The following is a 15,745-nucleotide window of genomic DNA, read 5'->3' on the forward strand; positions in this document are numbered from 1 at the left end:
CCCGCCGTCATACCTCACGGAATGCTCGATAGAGCGATCTCCAGTTTGCAGCTCTCACGAGATCCTTACCAAGCGAGGAAACAGTATGAAGAATCGAGAAATGGGCCGCGTGTACGCGGCTGTCATCGGGCTTTCCGCTGGTCTCGCGGCCCTACCCGGGACAGCATTCGCTCAAGATGCGCCGTTGGTGCTTCAGAGGGGTGACGTCATTCACCTTGACGTCGACTACAACTTGGTCCGGACTTCACCTCAGGGTGATGACGGAGACACCGTCTGCTTCAAGCGAGGTTCCAAATTCGAAGTGGTGCGAGCGGTGACAGGACAGACGCTGCTCAGGCGCAAGAGCCGCTGGACCTTCGGGTCCGAGGCCAATGCGTCGCTGGCACTCGCCTGCGACCAGACAACTTCGCTTGGGCTGCCTGGTGATGACAGGAGTCTGTACAAGCCAAATGACCCGGTCGAGATTCCCAAAGACTTTTATCGACACTTCGGCATCACCCACGGAGCGTTGTTCGTCCCCTTCAAGCGGCGCAGTGACAAGTCTTTGAGTGGTGAATCCAATCTCGGCTATTTCGTGGGCTATCGATTCGGCGGACCGTTGGGAGTGGCAATCACGCCCGCCGCGAGCGTCGGCATGTCACTCGTCAACATCACCGATGACTCTGCAACCACGGGCAGCTCGGTCCGAGACTCCGGCACGCGAGCCGCATTTACTTGGTCAACCGGCTTCATCCTGACGCACCTCGACGCGTTTCAAATCGGCATCTTTGTGGGTCAGGACCGCTTGGGCGGCGACGTCGGGAGTAGCTGGAAATATGAAGGGAAGTACTGGACCAGCATCGCCTTCGGATACGCCTTCACTCGCTGACGGCCATTCAATGAGATGTCCCATCACCGAGCGGTGGGACCGGAGGTGGTCCGCGAGCCAGGGAAGGTCTGAACAACGACGCGTTCAGGCCGCTGGCTCGCTGCGTCCCGGGTGCGGAAATCCTGCATGCCCATCGGATCGGCGATGTGCTGCTTGAAGCTCTCGAAGATCGAGGTGCCGACCGCTCGCTCATAGATCGTGCCGAGGACGTTGAAATCCCAGTTGTTGTAGTACCAGAAGGTGCCCGGCGCATAGCTACCCCGGACCGGGTGACGTGATGCCTCCGATCAGTCGCAAAGTCAACCACACAGAGGGAATCGATCTGATCAACGCCTGGATTGGCGAGATCGCTCCAAGCTTGTGGGTGAGGGAAAGGTCCGCTCGTCGACCCGGCGGAGGAGATCCTCGACGTGCACGCGGCCCTCGAAGAACTGGCGCAGGTTGATCCATGCGTCGTCCGGGTGGTCGAGATGCGCCACTTCGGCGGCATGAGCAACATCGAGATCGCGCAGGCGCTCGAACTCTCCGAACGCACCGTGCAGCGCGACTAGGACAAGGCACGGCTGCTGCTCGCGCACGCGCTACGCGGTTGAGCGGCTCACCCGCCCTCGGCGAGTCGGCGTGCGAGCGCGAGGCGCGGGCTGGACGGGTTCTGGCCGGCGAGGTCGGGCAGTGCGGCGCGGGCCACTTCGGCCGCTGCGGCTCCCTGACCGGTTTCCGCGAGCGCCTGAGCGCGGTATAGCTCGCACTGGGCTCGTTCCACGGCAGACGGAAAGGGCGGCGGTTTGGCCTGCGCAAGGCGCGCGAGCAGGCGTGCAGCGCCATCGCGATCGCCGGCCCGAGCTGTGGCCAGTGCGCCGAGCGCTGCGGCGGTGCGGTACTCGTGGCCGCCCTGTGCGTGTTCGCCTTCGAAGAACTGCAGCAGTGCGTCTGCGGTACGTTTCGCGTCGGCAGGCTGACCGGCCGCCACCTGGGCTTCGAGCAGAGCTGGCGTCACGACCAGCCACGGCACGCTCGGCTTGTCGCCGGTCGGCAGCCTTGCGCGCAGGGCTTGCATGCGTTGCAGTGCGTTGCCCGCTCGTCCCTGCAGGATCAGCAAGCGGCTCGCGGCGATTGACAGTTGGCCCGGCTCGTCCATCAACACGGCCAAAGGCTTGCGAGTCTCCTCGGGAGATGCTCCGACCGCCGCAGACGTATCACCGGTCAGCCAAGCCACCTCCAGGCGGCGAGCGCCCAGCACTTGATCGGCTCGCGGCGACGCGCCCCCCGGTAGTGCGCTCAGAGCTTTGATCTCGTCGTCCAGCATGGCCAATGCGCGAGCGGGGTCGCGCCGCGCCACCACCGCCGTGAGGCGGCCGAAACTGCGCAGGCTCAACGCTGCGTTGCGCCCACTCCTTCTCCGATAGTGGGCCACGACGTCGATGAACTCGCGTTCGGCCTGGTCAGCCTCGCCGTTGGCGAGCAGGGCATCGCCAAGCGGCCCACTCGTGTTCGCGAGCTCCGTGGATGGCGCGCTGTTTTTGGCGGCCAAGGCGGCCCGCGCCTGTCGCAAGTACGTCAGTGCCTGACCGTCGTTGACACCGAGGTTGAGAACCCCCAGCCCGCGTAACGAGAAGAAGTTATGGTCGGCGAGTTCGGGAAGGCGTTTGGACAGCGCGTCGATTTGCATGAACGCTTTGATCGCCTCGTCGCGGGAACCTCGCTTGCTCAGAAGGTCGCCGATGTCGGCGAGCAGAAATACGCGTTCCGACTCGGTCTCGATGTCGTCGCTGCCGGGGTTCACGCTGGCGCCGGCGCGCCGCACCGCTTCGGCCTCATCGAAGCGCTCCACGCGCACCAAGGCTCGGCCGAGGTCGGTGTAGGCCCAAATTAGGTCTTTCGGAGGGCCGTTGCTGCGCTTCAGAAGGTCCAGGTACTCGGTGATGAGCGCGATCGCTTCCTCGATGCGGTTGGCGGCTTCAAGTTGCACAATCGCCGCCTGATATTGCCCTCCTCGGGCACGCGGGTCGTTCGCATAGAGGGGCGCCACTTCGCGCAACCGCTCCAGCATGATCGAGGTCACGGCGCCGGATCGGGCGAGTGCCTCGGGGTGTTCTTGCGCGACTGTGGACACGCGCGCCAAGGTGTCGAGATAGAGATCGCGGACGGCGGTTTGCCGTAACACCTCGCCGAGCGCCCTCTGGGTCTCCTGCTTCGCGAGCCGCGCCTGCCAAACCGAGACCGAGGTGCCTGCGACGATGGACGCGGCCAGCGCCGCCGTCGCCGCAGTGCCCAGCCGATGACGGCCGATGAACTTGGCGACGCGGTAGCCGAGCCGGTCAGGCCGGGCCTGCACCGGCTCGTCGCGCAGGTGGCGCTCGAGATCCTGCGCGAGGGCGTCGATACTTGGGTAGCGCTCAACCACTGCCTTCTTCAGCGCGCGATTGAGAATGGCGTCCAGATCGCCGCGCAATGCCTTGCGCGCCGCAGTCGCAGTCGCCGCATCACTTGCCTGCCGTGGCTCGGCACTCGCGATGGCATCCTCCATCTCGGCGGCAGTCCCTCGCTTGAGCCGGTAAGGTCGCGCGTCGGCCAACACTTCGAACGCGACCACGCCCAGGCTGTACACATCGCTCGCCGTGCCCAGGGGCTCCCCGCGGATCTGCTCGGGGCTCGCATAGTCCAGCGTCAGCGCGCGGCCCGAGAGTTCGGTGAGCGCGGTGCGCAGCGTGCTGTCACCCTCGAGCAGCTTGGCGATGCCAAAGTCGAGCAGCTTCACCTTCGCATCGAGCGTCACCAGGATATTGCTCGGCTTCAAGTCGCGGTGGACGACGAGCCGTGAATGCGCGTGGCTGACCGCCGCCATCACCTGCAGCAGCAGCGCGACGCGCTCGCGCACCGACAGCGCGTGAGTGCGGCAGTAGGCATCGATCGGTTCTCCGTCGACATACTCCATCGCGAGGAATGGCCGGCCATGCGCATCGATGCCGGCGTCGTACAGCCGGGCGATGTGCTCGTGCTCGAGCGTGGCGAGAATCTCCCGCTCGCGCGCCAGCCGCTCGGCAAAGCTGTCGCCCCAGACGATGCGCGGAAGCTTCAGCGCCACGCGGCGATTCATGAGCCCGTCCGCCCGTTCGGCGAGCCACACGGTGCCCATGCCGCCCTGGCCGATCTCCGCGATCAGTCGGTAGGCGCCGACGCTGCTGCCCGCGGCCAGCCGGCCGAGCGACGGGGCTGTGTCTGCCGTGTCCAGCCTTGGTAGCGCGTTCAGGAAGTCATCGGTCTCGACCTGGGCCTGGTGGGCCAGCAATGCGCGCAGGGCTTCGCGGTGAGCCGCTCGCTCGCCAGCCAGGCCTTCGAGCCACGCCGCGCGCTCAGGCACTGGCAGGCTCAACGCCTCGTCGAGCAACGCGCTGATCGCAGGCCAATGTGCTTCGAACGGCGAGAGCGGCGTCATACCGTCGTGCGGGCGGCGGCCGGCGCCCTCAGGTTTTCAGGGCGTGGGCCAGCAGCAGCCGAGCCTTGTCCCAGTCGCGGCGCACGGTTCGTGTCGACTGGCCGAGGGCCTCGGCAATCTCGGCGTCTTCCATGCCGCCGAAGTAGCGCATCTCGACCACTCGCGCGAGCCGTTCGTCCATGCGGGTGAGATCCTCGAGCGCGGCGTGCACGTCGAGGATCTCATCGGACGCGGCCGGCAGCGTGCCGATGAGTTCGGAGTCGAGCGTCACATGCTCCATGTCGCCGCCGCGACGGTCCGTCTGCGCGACGCGCGCTGCGTCGACGATGATCGAGCGCATCACCGTTGCCGAGTACGCCAGGAAGTGGGAGCGGTCCGCTGGGGTCAAGGTCTCGCGCTGGATGAACTTGAGGTAGCACTCGTTGACGAGCGCGGTCGTTTCTATCAGCCCGTCGCGCGCTCCGCGCGCCAAGCGCCGGTGGGCGATCTGCCGGAGCTCGGGATAGAGCAGCTCGAAGATCCGGTCGAAGGCCTCGCGGTCTCCTTCGCGCGCGCGTCCAATCAGCAGCGTCACTTCTCCCATGCCAGTGTTCCGTCCACGTGAAGATTCGGAACAGCGATGGTATCTGGAGAATCTCTTGGCCGCGGTCGGAGGCCCTGAGCGGGAGCTGCACACGCGGGGTCATCGCGTCACTCCCACCGGCGTGATGTCGGAGCCGGCAGCGGGGCGATTCTGGCGGGCGCTGGGCGCGTCTGAATTGTCGACATCAGGCAGGCGCATGCGCAGCCCAGCGTCAGTGCCGCGATCGCACCGACGTGTGGAGCGACCAACGCAAACACAGCGCCGAACGCGGCCTTGCCGAACAGCCCGCCGACATAGCCGCGCAGAAAATGCGTGGCAGCGCGGTGCCCGCAGGCGGTGTGTTCGGCAACGGCCACCGACCCGGTGATCAACGGCAACGAAGAGAGAAGTCCGGTCGCGAACCCGCCCATCGACGGGCCGATGGTCGCCGCGAGCGCGGTGAATCCGCCTGTGGTCACCGCGACGAGGACCATCGAACTGGACGATCGCTGCCGCGACACGAGATCTGCACCCAGGCTGGGCATCGCGGCGAACGCGATCGCACAGCTCCCGAGCGCGAGTGCCAACGCGCAGGTCAGATGAGCACTGGCCGCCTCAGCCGGAAGAGCCATTGCCAGCGCACCGCCCACTCCGCAGATCAGCGCAACAGCGATGCCGTACCGGGAGACGCGTGCATAGCCCAGTGCGAAAACCGCCAGCATCGCGCAGGCGGCGACGCTTCCGATCGAGGCGCTGATGGCGAACGCCACACCCTCTTTGTGCGCGAGCCAGGCCAGCGTCGGCGCGGTGATGGTCGGCAGCGCAGCGACCATACCCGCCCACCGACGGCTGCCTCGTTTCGCCGCCATCATCACCAGCAACACAACGCCCGCCGTGAGCACGGCCTTGCACAACCAATCCATCGTCCGCCCTTTGCAACGGCGCGAGATATCGCGCGGTCCTGAAGGGGTGAACGAGAAACGCTGTTAAGCATGGACATGCTTGCGAGCGATGTCAGTTGTGAGCCAAAAAGATCGTTCAACGAACTGAAGGTCATCCGAACCCGGCCTTCGCCGACGACCGAGCGGTTCGAACACAGTTCAGGGGAACGAAGGAATGACTCTCAAGCGATTCATGCGATGGAGCGGCGTTGCGCTGGCCGGGGTTGCGCTGGCAGTCTTCGTCGGTGGGATGGGCGTCTACGGCGCGTCCGAATACATGTTGCGGCAAAGCTCGCCGGATAAAGCCGCTGCGATCGATGTTCCGTCAGACGCGGCGTCAATCGCCGAGGGCAAGCGCTTGTCATTCGTGCACGGATGCTTCAGTTGTCATGGCCCTTCCGCGGAGGGGAACGTGTTGTTCGACGAGCCGCTCATCGCAAGGATCGTGGCACCGAACCTGACTTATTCAATCAGGCACCACAGCACGGCAGACATCATCACGGCGATCCGAAAAGGCGTTCGACCCGACGATGGAACGACGATGATGGTGATGCCGTCGCAGGCGTTTGCGCCACTGAGCGACTCGGACCTGGGCCACATTCTTGGGTACCTCGCAAGCCTGCCGCCGTCGGAAGGTCTCGAAGGCGGCTTGTCGATTGGGCCCATCGGGCGTCTCGGTCTGCTGATCGGCAAGTACCAAACGTCTCTGCAGCTCGTCGAACGGGCATCGCCGCCGCCGCAGGCGACAGATGCCGAAACGACTCTTGGGCGCTATCTCGCTCGGACTTCCTGTGCCCAATGTCATGCGGCGGACCTGGGTGGAGCGGAGCATCCCGAGGGCGTCGCTCCGAGCCTGCGCGTGGTGGCAGCTTATTCGCCTGAGGATTTTGCGACGCTCATGCGTACGGGAGTCGGCAGCGGCGGGCGCAAACTCGGCGTGATGACGGGGTGGGCCGCCATGAATTTCTCGAACTTCACCAGTGAGGAGGTGCGAGCGCTGTATCGCTACTTGCACGGAATGCCCGAAGCGGGCGCGCGCTAGTCGAACGCACACTCTTACTACGTAGACCCGGCGGTACCGCCCGTCCCCCGTCATTCAGACGAGATTCATTCAGGATGGCGAGCAGTCCGGCGCTGGTGGGCAGGTTCAAGAGTCCACCCGATCTTCCAGACTTTCGGTCAATTCGACCGCCAACACGAGCCCAAACCGGCTACTCTGTAGGCCTCGTTGCCACTGCGAAAGGAGGTGATATGTCTACACCCTCTAGGTCCGGGGCGGATCCCCGATCGATGTAATCGGTTCCGTAGCCAGACCCGCGGGCGCCCCACACCACGGTGGGAGCGCCCGCGTCACGTTCTGTCTGCCACTCACGTGATCGAGACCCGACCTAAGTGTCGACCTGCATGGCGCTTGTACACGCGACAGACGGGCTTGGTGCGCGCCCCGGCACGTCGGTTGCCACCGCCTGGTATCCGATTCAGGAGCCGGGAACATGTCATCCGTCATCCAAAATTCCTCTTCGTCTCTGCTCCGTGGCCACTGCCTCTGCGGTGCCGTGACGATCACTGTGGCCGGCGAGCACGAGCCGCGCGTCGGCGCCTGTCACTGCCGGATGTGCCAACAATGGACGGGGGGCCTGTTCTTGTGCTTTGAGGCCGACGCATCTGCCGTCACCATCACCGGCGAGGTCACGCGCTACCGCTCCTCCGCCTTCTCCGAACGCGCCTTCTGCCCGCGCTGCGGTTCGCACCTTTGGTTCAACGATGTCCAGGAAGGGGGTGAGCCCGAGAGCTACGAGTTGATGCCTGGCCTCTTCGACGCGGCACGCGCGTGGCCGCTTCGATCCGAGATCTACGTAGACCGTGCCATGGCGTCGGTGCATCTCCAGGGCGAACATCGTCGCAAGAGCCGGGCCGAATACGAGGCCGAGAATCCGTTCATCGAGGGAGACATGGCGTGACGATGACCAGACTGGGCGCGCAGGATTAACGCCGGTCAACAAGGCGGCATTGCCCCCGATCAGCGGCAGCTACTCGATCGGTGCCAGCGCCGTGTGCGCTGCCAGTGTTGCCGCACACAGCGCGCGCATCGACCACGCCGTCCGACTGGAGGTGATCGCCGCAGCAACCGCCAAGCTGCTCGTGGCGTTGTCGGCTACTGAGACGAAGGCGCCGCTCCGCCTGCTCATCCAGCGTGCAGCCGCCTGGCAACAAAGTCGAGCCGGTCCTGGCCCCAGAAGATTTCACCATCGACGACGTAACTCGGAGCGCCGAAGACGCCGACATCCAGTGCCTGCTGCGTATAGGTGGCGTAGCGGCCGGCGGTGTCCGGCGCGGCTGCCCGCGCGTGCAGGTCATCAGGGAGGCCGGCCTCGGCGACGATCGCACGCCGCGTCGCCTCGTCGCCGATGTCGCGTTGTTCGACCCAGACCGCTGTACCGAAGCGCCCGGCGAGCTCCAGCGCTGCATATTCCCCTTCGTGCTCGCCAGCGGCGACGATCAGCAGCGCAGCCGGGTCTGCGGGCACTGGGAAGAACTTCGGCTGGGGGTTCAAAGGCACCTGCAACGCGTCGGCGAAGCGCTTCAACTCGACAAGACGGTAGGCTTGCCGTTGAGGCGCGCGCTTGGCCAACGCCAGTCCGCCGCTGGCTGGGAAGATCGTCCCGAAGTCGACCGGCCGCACCGATACCGAGGCGCCAGAGTCGCGCAGCAGTTGCATGAAGCGCGCATGCCCAAGGAACGCCCAGGGCGAGACCGGAGTGAAGTAGTAGTCGATGTACTTGGTCATGGGTGATCTCGTGCGGAAGCCACATCATTGTCCTCCCGACACCAGGCTTTTCGTCGAGTGGCAATGGATGCCGCTGAGCGCGCGCCGCCGGGCCGATGCGCTGGACTCCGGTCGCCGTCGGAGAACCGAAGAACTCACGGCCATCATCAAATGCTCCCGGCCGAGTGCATAGCCTCAGCAACTTTGATGACGTCGCGGTTGCTGTGTCGTCCGCCGCGGAAGAGGCTATTTCGCAGGCGGGAAAGAGGTTGGCGCCAAGAACGAGTTGTCCATCTTCGCAACAATCGGCCCGGCTGCCTCGCTCGCCTTTCTGGCCTCGATTCGCGCCCTGCCACCGATACGTCGCTCCACTTCATCTGGACGTTAGGCGCCTGCATGAAGCGAGTAAAAGCATCCGATGTTCACTTCGCCTCGTGGTGGTCGTTCACGTAGGTCATGGGGATCCAGCGGTAGCCTGTGCCATCGCGGCGCAGGTGGCCGACGCCGGGGAACGAGATGTGGTCGGCCGCGACCCAGTACCGGCCCTTGACCGCGTCGGCGAACGCCTTCTTGCGCGTCGCCGCGGCGGCCTTGGGATCGACGTCGAAGACGATCGTCACGCCCGGGTCGGGCATCTGAACTTCCGCCACGTGAACCAGGTCGCCCCAGAACACCAGCTTCTCGCCCTTGCTCTCGAGCGCGTAGAACGTGTGGCCCGGTGTGTGGCCCGGAGCGGGGATGGAACGGATGCCGGCGAACAGGTCGGTCGCGCCGGAGAACGTCTTCACCTTGCCGGCATCGACATAGGGCTGCACCTTGGCTGAAGCCTCGTCGAAGTACTTCTTCGCCGCCTCCGGCGCCTGGGTGCGATTTTTGGGGTCCAGCCAGTACGCGACTTCCTTCTGCTCGATGTGAACCGTGGCGTTGGGAAACACGATGCGCTTGCCATCCATCAAGCCACCGGTGTGGTCGGTGTGGATGTGCGTGATCAGGATGTCGGTGATCTGCTCCGGCGTGACGCCCACCGCCTTGAGACTGGCCTCGAGCTTGTTCAAGGTCGGGCCGTAAAGCTCGCCGGTGCCGGCGTCCATCAGGATCAGGCGGTTGCCCGCCCGGATCAGGTAGGCGTTGACCGAGGCGTCGACCTCGGTCGTCTGATACGTGTCCGCCAGGCGCGACGCCACCTCGCCGGGCTGGGCGTTGGTCAGCAGCTTCAGCGTCGGGATTGGCAGCGTGCCGTCGGAGAGTGCCGCGACCTCGAAGTCGCCGAGCTTGAAGTGGTAGTAGCCGGCTTGGTAGCGGCTCACCTTGGTCGCAGGCGCCTCGGCCGCGGATGAGACCGGGGCGACGAAGCTGGTGGCGACAGCGGCGGCCAGGAAGGCCGCAAGGAATGTGCGTTTCATCGTGAGACTCCTGTTAAGCGATGAAAAGCACTATAGTTATCTCCATCTGGTTGATAAAGATTGATATGGCGATTTCACAATCAACGATATGGAAACAATGATCGACAACTTGGCCGAACTGGCGATCTTCGACAAGGTCGCCAGTGCCGGCAGTCTCACGGGGGCCGCGAACGAGCTGGGCCTGTCTCTGGCCGTGGTCAGCAAGCGCTTGGCCACCCTTGAGGCGCGCATGGGCGTTCGCCTGCTCAACCGGACCACACGGCGGCAATCCATGACGCAGGAAGGCGAACGCTTCCACGTGCATTGCGTGCGCATCCTTGCGGAGGTGCAGCAGGCCGAGGCGGTGATGCAGCACAGCCGCACCGACATCGACGGACACCTGCGGGTGACGGCACCGCGCATGCTGGGCACGCGCTATCTCGCAGCGCTGGCGGCGCAGTTCCAAGCCATGCATCCGGCCTTGAGGATCGAGATCGTCTTGAGCGATGACGTCGTGGATCTCGTGGAGCAAGGCATTGACCTCGCGCTGCGCTTCGGGGTGCTCGACGACTCGACGATGACGGCACGCCACATCGCCGACAGTGAGCTCGTCCTGTGCGCCGCGCCGGACTACGTGCGGCGCTTCGGCTCTCCCGACACGCCGGCTGCGCTCTCAGCGCACAACTGCATCCTCTACGGCACGCGAAGCACGCGGCATTGGCTCTTCCAGCACGAAGGCAAGCCGGTCTCGGCCGAGGTGAACGCGACCTTTCTGTGCAATGACGGCAACGCGGCCAAAGCGCTCGCGCTCGCTGGCGGCGGGATCTTTCTCAAGTCCATATGGGATGTGGGCTCGGAGCTGAGGGATGGAACGCTGGTGCGCGTGCTGGGGCGATACAGCATCCCCAGCGCACCGCTGCATGTCGTGTACCCGCATGCATTGCATCTGGCCCCGCGAGTACGCCACTTTGCCGACTACGCTCTCAAGAGCCTTCGCAGCGAATGGGAGCTGCTGACCGATAAGGCCTCCGCGGATCGTTCTCCGAATCAGGTTTGATTCTGAGAGGGACCAGGCGTACGGGCCTGGTCGGAGCGGGGACGTTCGCAGGTTCGCGGTGGACCGGGGGCCCGGGCAGCCCCCGCACCGCACGCGAGTCCTTGGGTGCGCCGGCGACCGCCCCGCCCAGGATCAAAGCGTCAGTTTGAAACCCTCGACCACCGCAGCCGGCGTGGTGACGGAGCCAAGCTGACGTCCACCGTAGGTGTCGCTGTTGGGCGTGAACTCCAGCGCGTCGGTGAGGCCGACCAGCCCCGAGCCGAACAGGCGCAACGCGTCGTCGTCGAAGCGCATCACGTTGACTGGCGCCACCAGCTTGCCATCCTCGACCCAGAAGCACGCAAAACGCGTCATGCCGGTCATGCGGCAGGCTTGGCGATCGCTGTAGTTCAGGTACCAGAGGTTGCTGACATACAGGCCGGTGTCCAGCGTACTCAGCAGATCGGCGTGGGCGATCGAGCCCGGCCCCAGGTGCAGCGCCTCAGGCGACTCCTGTGCGCCGACGCCGTTGGCGGCCACGCCATACTCGGCCGCGGAACGCGGCGAATTCAAGGTGCCTCCAGATTCCGGCAGCTTGCCCGCTTCGACCAGCGCGATGCGATCCGGGCGAACGAAGCCCTCGGCCGTGAAGGCTGGCGCGGTGCCCACTGCAACGGCCTCGTCGAGATTGAAGCGAGCGTCGAATGCCGCCTCGCCGCGCTCCAGGCGCATCAGCGAGCTGACCCCAGTGCGGCGCGACTTCAGCGAAAAGCCGCTCCAGCCCAGCGTGCCGAGCAGCTCGACCATTGCGGATGGGGAGAACGCAGCGCGGTAGGCGCCGGCCTCGAGTGTGCGGGCCTCGCGGGTGAGCAGCGGCATGCGGCGCGCGGCTTCCTCGAGCTTGGCCGCGAACGCGGCGTCATCCCAATGCGTGCCCGCGTAGCTGGTCTTCACCGCCTTGTCGGCTCGGTGGTACAGGCACCAGTCGAAGTGGAAGCTCTCCACCCGGTGCCAGTGGCGCGAGCCGAGGCTGTCGGCAAACGCATGCACCACCGGGCCCCCGGCGTAGAAGCCCACCAGATCCTGCTCGAGCTTGACGCCCGCCAGTTCATGGACCAGCTCGATCACATGGCCGGCCTCGGGCAGTGCGCCGCGGTCGTCGCGGCGGCTGTGCGTGGCGGCCTTGGGGTAGGACAGCCACGGATCGTCGGAGATCAGGTCGAGCTGGCTCACCAGAAGCTCGCGCTCGGAGCGCAGCCGCTGGACATCGAGTGCCGGTTCACCGCCCAGCGTGAGCGTGCTCTCGGCGCGGCGCTGCCCGCGCTCGACGGCAAGCGTCACGTGGGCTTGTTGCACGGACGTGGCCTGCCGCAGCGCCGCACGATTGAAGCGCAGAAAGTCGCTGGCCTCGGCGCGCAGGTAGAGGCTGGTGCGATCCACCGACGGATCGACGCGCAGCAACCCGTCGGCCAGGAGCTCGAAGGCGACCGGATCGGTGTAGGCACCGGAGGACTGCAGGCTGCGGTTCACAGCGCACCTCCAAACACGTCGACGTTGGAGAATTTGCAGGCCGGCGATGCATGCCCGACGCGAATCACCTGCGAGGGCTCACCCTTGCCGCAGAAGGGCGTGCCCATCACCTCGACAGTTTCCGAATTGCCGACCATCGCCAGCGAGCGCCAGAAGGTCGCGCTGATGCCGCGGTAGTTCGGGTTGCGCACGACCTCCGCGAGCCGGCCGCCGCGCACCATGCGTGCGTACTCGCAGCCGAACTGGAACTTGTTGCGCGAGTCGTCGATGCTCCACGAACAGTTGGTGTGCATCACGACGCCCAGCTCGGTGCCGGAGATCATCTGCTCGAGGCTGCTGTCGCCGGGCTCGACATTGAGGTTGCTCATGCGATCGATCGGGGCGCGATTCCAACTGGAAGAGCGCGTGGTTGCCACCCCGCCGAGCTCGAAACCCTGGGCTTGCGCCCGCGCTTGCGAGAGACTCCCGCCGAGCGGGCGCTTGAGCAACCCGCGCTCGATCAGCAGCGCGCGTTCGGCTGGCGTGCCGTCGTCGTCGAACGCGAAACCGGCGAATTCATGTTCGTGGCCGGGGTCGAAGCTGACGTTGAGCAGCTCGCTGCCGTACTGGTAGTGGCCGAACATGTCGAGCGTGAGGAAGCTGGTGCCGGCGAAGTTGCGCTCGTCGCCGAGGATTCGGTCCAACTCGAGAGGGTGGCCGATGCTCTCGTGGATCTGCAGCATCATCTGGTCGGGCATCAGGATCAGATCGAACGTCCCGCTTGGGCAGGGCGTGGCCGTGATGAGTTGGAGCGCCTCGTGTGCCACACGCGGACCTTCACTCTCGCGAAAACGGGCTCGCTCGAGCACCTCGATGCCGCCTTGCTGGCAATACCCGTTGTACTGGCCGGCGCTCGAGCGCACCTGGGTCACCCCGTTCGCGTGCGCTGTCACCTGCACAGAGGGTGTCATGAACTCCCAGTGCTGCTCGGTGCGCGCGCCGTCGCTGGTGAATTGAAGCTGTTCGGTCTTGACGTGCCACAGCGTCGCATGGCGGTCGACGATGCGCGTATCACCCCCTGCAGCAGCGCACACATCGCGCAGCCAGCCGAGTTTCTCCGGCAGAGTGGCGCTCGATGCCGGGCGCTCGACAAGGTTTGCGTAGTGCCCTGAAGCGGCCGGCCGCGCGATCCGTTCGTAGTCGATCACCGTCCGGCCTGCACTGGCCCGCGCAAGTACCTGCGCCCGTTCGAAGGCTGCCGCCAGGCCGGATTCGGAAAGATCCGAAGTCGCCGCGTAACCCAGGCCACCGTCGATCACGGTCACCATGGCCCCGTTCTCGTGAGCGCGCTGCGGCGCTTCGGCCACGTCCTGGCGGACGCTGAGTTGCTCGGAGTATTCGCGCACGCCACGCACTGACCAGTGATGAGCGGTGGCGGGCAGCCGCCCGGCTGCGCGGCGGGCGTGTTGTTCCAGGGTGTCCAGCATGATGAGTGTCCGGTGGAGTTGAGTCGGCCTCGTGAGCCGGCTGCCGATTCTGCCCGTCTTCAGCATTCAGCTGGCGACGGCCTGCCGCCGGAGTGGCAGGCTCGATGCAGTTGCAGGCTCCTACAGGTTCACTCTCCAAGGGACTTGTGCTGTAGCCGCGTGGCGGGCAACGCTTCAGATGAACTGGAGTGCAACCTCGACGACATGGTCGATGCCATGCCCGGCGACCTCGCGCAATGCCACGACGATGTCCGGCTCGGACAGACCGTCGGTGCGCAGGGCTTCAGGAACTCGGCAACCCGCCGATCTGCTGCATCAGGCCGAGCAGGTCCGGTTGCCCCACTTCGGAGACGATCTTCCCGGTCGAGAGCCGATAGATGTTCAGCGCTTGCACGGCAATCGTCTTGCCGGTGGGAGGCACGCCGAAGAAGGCTCCGCGGTGCGTCCCGCGCATCGTGAATCGCGCCGCGATGACATCACCTTCGATGACGGTTTCCTCAAGAGTCCACTGAATGTCTGGGAACCCGCCGCGCATCATTCCGATGATCTCCAGGTAGCCTTGTGGCCCCTGCACGGGTTCGGCGCGCCCGGGAACGTGAAACACGGCGTTCGGAGAAACCAACTCTGTGGCGAGCCGCGGGTCCGCGGTGTTGATGAACTCCACGAAGCGGGCCATGAACTGTCGGTTTGTGGTTTGCATCGGTCACCTCGGACTGTCTATCAGGACGAGACCCGGGCATGGTGGCCGCCCGGTTCCCGCGTTGCCATATTGTTCGAGTTGCCGGCGTGTTCGACACGATCAAAGTCGGTTGCCGAATGGTCAATATCGGACAATGGATCGATGCCGCGCGGAACGAGATCCATCGACATCGAACAGGTCCAATATCGGCCCTCGGCCGAGAGCGCGCTGGATCTCGAGGTCTTCTCGATGTCGAATCTGAGACGAAGGGTGCCCCGAGCCCATCTGCAGCGTTACCACCGCTATGACTTTCACATGTTCGTGCACGTCAGACGCGGTATATGCCGCGCCGTGGTGGACTTCAGTCACATCGAATGTGGCGCCGGATCGCTGCTGACCATCCGGCCCGGACAGGTTCACCGCTTCGGCCCGGGAAGCCGTTGGGATGCAAACCTCCTGCTGTTCCGACCCGAGCTGCTGCAGGCTTCGCAAGACGAGGAACGCCTTCAGATGCCTGAACTGGTCGATGCGCTTCCTGGCCATCTGCGCCTCGACCGGTCGACGGGTCGGTTCTTGGCCGACACGCTCGCGCGGCTGGAGGAGGAGTGCGCGCTCGACGCCCGGCAACCGCTGCTGAACTGGCTGCTCCAGAGTGAAGTGGCAACGCTTGTGACGCGGCTGCACATCTTTCACGCCGAGCAACAGCCGTTCGCCGGAACATCGTCCGACGCGCCGGAGCGCTTTCGTCTTTTCAAACGGCTTCTGGACGCGAATGTGCATCAGTGGCATCACGTTTCACGCTACGCACATGCCATGGGATGCTCCGAGAAGACTCTCACTCGCATCTGCAGTGCGGTGGCTGGTGTCGGTGCGAAGGCCTTCATCGCAACGCGCCTTGCGCTGGAAGCCAAGCGCCTGCTCGTGCACACGGAGATGCCGATTTCAGCCATCGCGCAGCGGCTCGGATTCGACGAGGCGACCAACTTCACCAAGTTCTTTCGCAGCATCGAAGGATGCACGCCAGGCGACTTCCGCCGGCAGTTCGACGTCTCGTTGTAGTCGCATTCAGCGATCCTGG

The 15,745-nt window shown here is 65.2% G+C and carries 14 protein-coding genes and 2 pseudogenes; 6 read left to right on the forward strand and 10 right to left on the reverse strand.

All coding sequences use genetic code 11. The features are described 5' to 3' along the window. Positions 1-85 precede the first annotated feature (85 nt). Positions 86-868, forward strand: coding sequence for a hypothetical protein (locus tag AC1DYS_RS11295; RefSeq protein WP_477898996.1), 783 nt, complete (start codon positions 86-88; stop codon positions 866-868). 23 nt (positions 869-891) lie between these two features. Here the strand turns inward: AC1DYS_RS11295 and AC1DYS_RS11300 are convergent. Then, positions 892-1,113: pseudogene (locus AC1DYS_RS11300) on the reverse strand (serine hydrolase); the annotation flags it as partial. A 153-nt stretch (positions 1,114-1,266) separates the two neighbouring features. Here AC1DYS_RS11300 and AC1DYS_RS11305 point away from each other — a divergent pair. Further along, a pseudogene (locus AC1DYS_RS11305) lies at positions 1,267-1,419 on the forward strand (ECF-type sigma factor); the annotation flags it as partial. 47 nt (positions 1,420-1,466) lie between these two features. On the opposite strand, the gene AC1DYS_RS11310 reads toward AC1DYS_RS11305, so the two are convergent. From AC1DYS_RS11310 to AC1DYS_RS11320, 3 genes are all read right to left on the reverse strand, one after another. Then, entirely contained in the window at positions 1,467-4,304 is a 2,838-nt protein-coding gene (locus AC1DYS_RS11310; RefSeq protein WP_477898998.1) for a serine/threonine-protein kinase, read from the reverse strand. A 28-nt stretch (positions 4,305-4,332) separates the two neighbouring features. After that, positions 4,333-4,887 carry an ECF-type sigma factor gene (locus AC1DYS_RS11315; protein ID WP_477899000.1) on the reverse strand — a complete coding sequence of 185 codons (555 nt, stop codon included), beginning with the start codon at positions 4,885-4,887 and terminating at the stop codon, positions 4,333-4,335. 107 nt (positions 4,888-4,994) lie between these two features. Next, positions 4,995-5,789 carry a hypothetical protein gene (locus AC1DYS_RS11320; RefSeq protein WP_477899002.1) on the reverse strand — a complete coding sequence of 265 codons (795 nt, stop codon included), beginning with the start codon at positions 5,787-5,789 and terminating at the stop codon, positions 4,995-4,997. 193 nt (positions 5,790-5,982) lie between these two features. Between AC1DYS_RS11320 and AC1DYS_RS11325 the strand changes: the two genes are divergently transcribed. Then, positions 5,983-6,849 (forward strand): c-type cytochrome, encoded by an 867-nt coding sequence (locus AC1DYS_RS11325; protein ID WP_477899004.1) that lies wholly within the window; start codon positions 5,983-5,985, stop codon positions 6,847-6,849. Positions 6,850-7,300: 451 nt separating this feature from the next. Continuing rightward, positions 7,301-7,768, forward strand: a complete 468-nt coding sequence (locus AC1DYS_RS11330) for a GFA family protein (RefSeq protein WP_477899006.1) — start codon at positions 7,301-7,303, stop codon at positions 7,766-7,768. A gap of 224 nt (positions 7,769-7,992) precedes the next feature. Here AC1DYS_RS11330 and AC1DYS_RS11335 read toward each other — a convergent pair whose 3' ends face one another. Then, the gene (locus AC1DYS_RS11335) at positions 7,993-8,595 is read right to left on the reverse strand and encodes a 2-hydroxychromene-2-carboxylate isomerase (RefSeq protein WP_477899008.1); all 603 of its coding nucleotides are present in this window, start codon (positions 8,593-8,595) and stop codon (positions 7,993-7,995) included. A 401-nt stretch (positions 8,596-8,996) separates the two neighbouring features. Next, positions 8,997-9,977, reverse strand: a complete 981-nt coding sequence (locus AC1DYS_RS11340) for an MBL fold metallo-hydrolase (protein ID WP_477899010.1) — start codon at positions 9,975-9,977, stop codon at positions 8,997-8,999. Positions 9,978-10,065: 88 nt separating this feature from the next. Between AC1DYS_RS11340 and AC1DYS_RS11345 the strand changes: the two genes are divergently transcribed. Further along, positions 10,066-11,013, forward strand: coding sequence for a LysR family transcriptional regulator (locus AC1DYS_RS11345; RefSeq protein WP_477899012.1), 948 nt, complete (start codon positions 10,066-10,068; stop codon positions 11,011-11,013). Positions 11,014-11,145: 132 nt separating this feature from the next. Here the strand turns inward: AC1DYS_RS11345 and AC1DYS_RS11350 are convergent, their stop codons facing one another. The 4 genes from AC1DYS_RS11350 to AC1DYS_RS11365 form a co-directional block, all read right to left on the reverse strand. After that, positions 11,146-12,522, reverse strand: a complete 1,377-nt coding sequence (locus AC1DYS_RS11350; RefSeq protein ID WP_477899014.1) for a TldD/PmbA family protein — start codon at positions 12,520-12,522, stop codon at positions 11,146-11,148. Further along, positions 12,519-13,988: a TldD/PmbA family protein gene (locus AC1DYS_RS11355; RefSeq protein ID WP_477899016.1), complete on the reverse strand. Its 1,470-nt coding sequence runs from the start codon at positions 13,986-13,988 to the stop codon at positions 12,519-12,521. Before AC1DYS_RS11355 ends, AC1DYS_RS11350 begins: the two co-directional genes overlap by 4 nt. Positions 13,989-14,271: 283 nt before the next feature. Continuing rightward, positions 14,272-14,664 (reverse strand): ester cyclase, encoded by a 393-nt coding sequence (locus AC1DYS_RS11360; protein WP_477899018.1) that lies wholly within the window; start codon positions 14,662-14,664, stop codon positions 14,272-14,274. Positions 14,665-14,708: 44 nt separating this feature from the next. Further along, the gene (locus AC1DYS_RS11365; protein WP_477899650.1) at positions 14,709-14,858 is read right to left on the reverse strand and encodes a hypothetical protein; all 150 of its coding nucleotides are present in this window, start codon (positions 14,856-14,858) and stop codon (positions 14,709-14,711) included. On the opposite strand from AC1DYS_RS11365, the gene AC1DYS_RS11370 reads away from it, so the two are divergent. Continuing rightward, entirely contained in the window at positions 14,830-15,726 is an 897-nt protein-coding gene (locus AC1DYS_RS11370; RefSeq protein WP_477899020.1) for an AraC family transcriptional regulator, read from the forward strand. The genes AC1DYS_RS11365 and AC1DYS_RS11370 overlap by 29 nt on opposite strands. Positions 15,727-15,745 lie beyond the last annotated feature (19 nt).

Source organism: Rhizobacter sp. P2_G4 (genome assembly GCF_056403575.1).

Excerpts from the sequence above, each read along its gene's own strand:
- AC1DYS_RS11295 (WP_477898996.1), top strand. The coding sequence starts at position 86 with ATGAAGAATCGAGAAATGGGCCGCGTGTACGCGGCTGTCATCGGGCTT.
- AC1DYS_RS11310 (WP_477898998.1), bottom strand. The coding sequence starts at position 4,304 with ATGACGCCGCTCTCGCCGTTCGAAGCACATTGGCCTGCGATCAGCGCG.
- AC1DYS_RS11315 (WP_477899000.1), bottom strand. The coding sequence starts at position 4,887 with ATGGGAGAAGTGACGCTGCTGATTGGACGCGCGCGCGAAGGAGACCGC.
- AC1DYS_RS11320 (WP_477899002.1), bottom strand. The coding sequence starts at position 5,789 with ATGGATTGGTTGTGCAAGGCCGTGCTCACGGCGGGCGTTGTGTTGCTG.
- AC1DYS_RS11325 (WP_477899004.1), top strand. The coding sequence starts at position 5,983 with ATGACTCTCAAGCGATTCATGCGATGGAGCGGCGTTGCGCTGGCCGGG.
- AC1DYS_RS11330 (WP_477899006.1), top strand. The coding sequence starts at position 7,301 with ATGTCATCCGTCATCCAAAATTCCTCTTCGTCTCTGCTCCGTGGCCAC.
- AC1DYS_RS11335 (WP_477899008.1), bottom strand. The coding sequence starts at position 8,595 with ATGACCAAGTACATCGACTACTACTTCACTCCGGTCTCGCCCTGGGCG.
- AC1DYS_RS11340 (WP_477899010.1), bottom strand. The coding sequence starts at position 9,977 with ATGAAACGCACATTCCTTGCGGCCTTCCTGGCCGCCGCTGTCGCCACC.
- AC1DYS_RS11345 (WP_477899012.1), top strand. The coding sequence starts at position 10,066 with ATGGAAACAATGATCGACAACTTGGCCGAACTGGCGATCTTCGACAAG.
- AC1DYS_RS11355 (WP_477899016.1), bottom strand. The coding sequence starts at position 13,988 with ATGCTGGACACCCTGGAACAACACGCCCGCCGCGCAGCCGGGCGGCTG.
- AC1DYS_RS11360 (WP_477899018.1), bottom strand. The coding sequence starts at position 14,664 with ATGGCCCGCTTCGTGGAGTTCATCAACACCGCGGACCCGCGGCTCGCC.
- AC1DYS_RS11370 (WP_477899020.1), top strand. The coding sequence starts at position 14,830 with ATGCCGCGCGGAACGAGATCCATCGACATCGAACAGGTCCAATATCGG.
- AC1DYS_RS11365 (WP_477899650.1), bottom strand. The coding sequence starts at position 14,858 with ATGTCGATGGATCTCGTTCCGCGCGGCATCGATCCATTGTCCGATATT.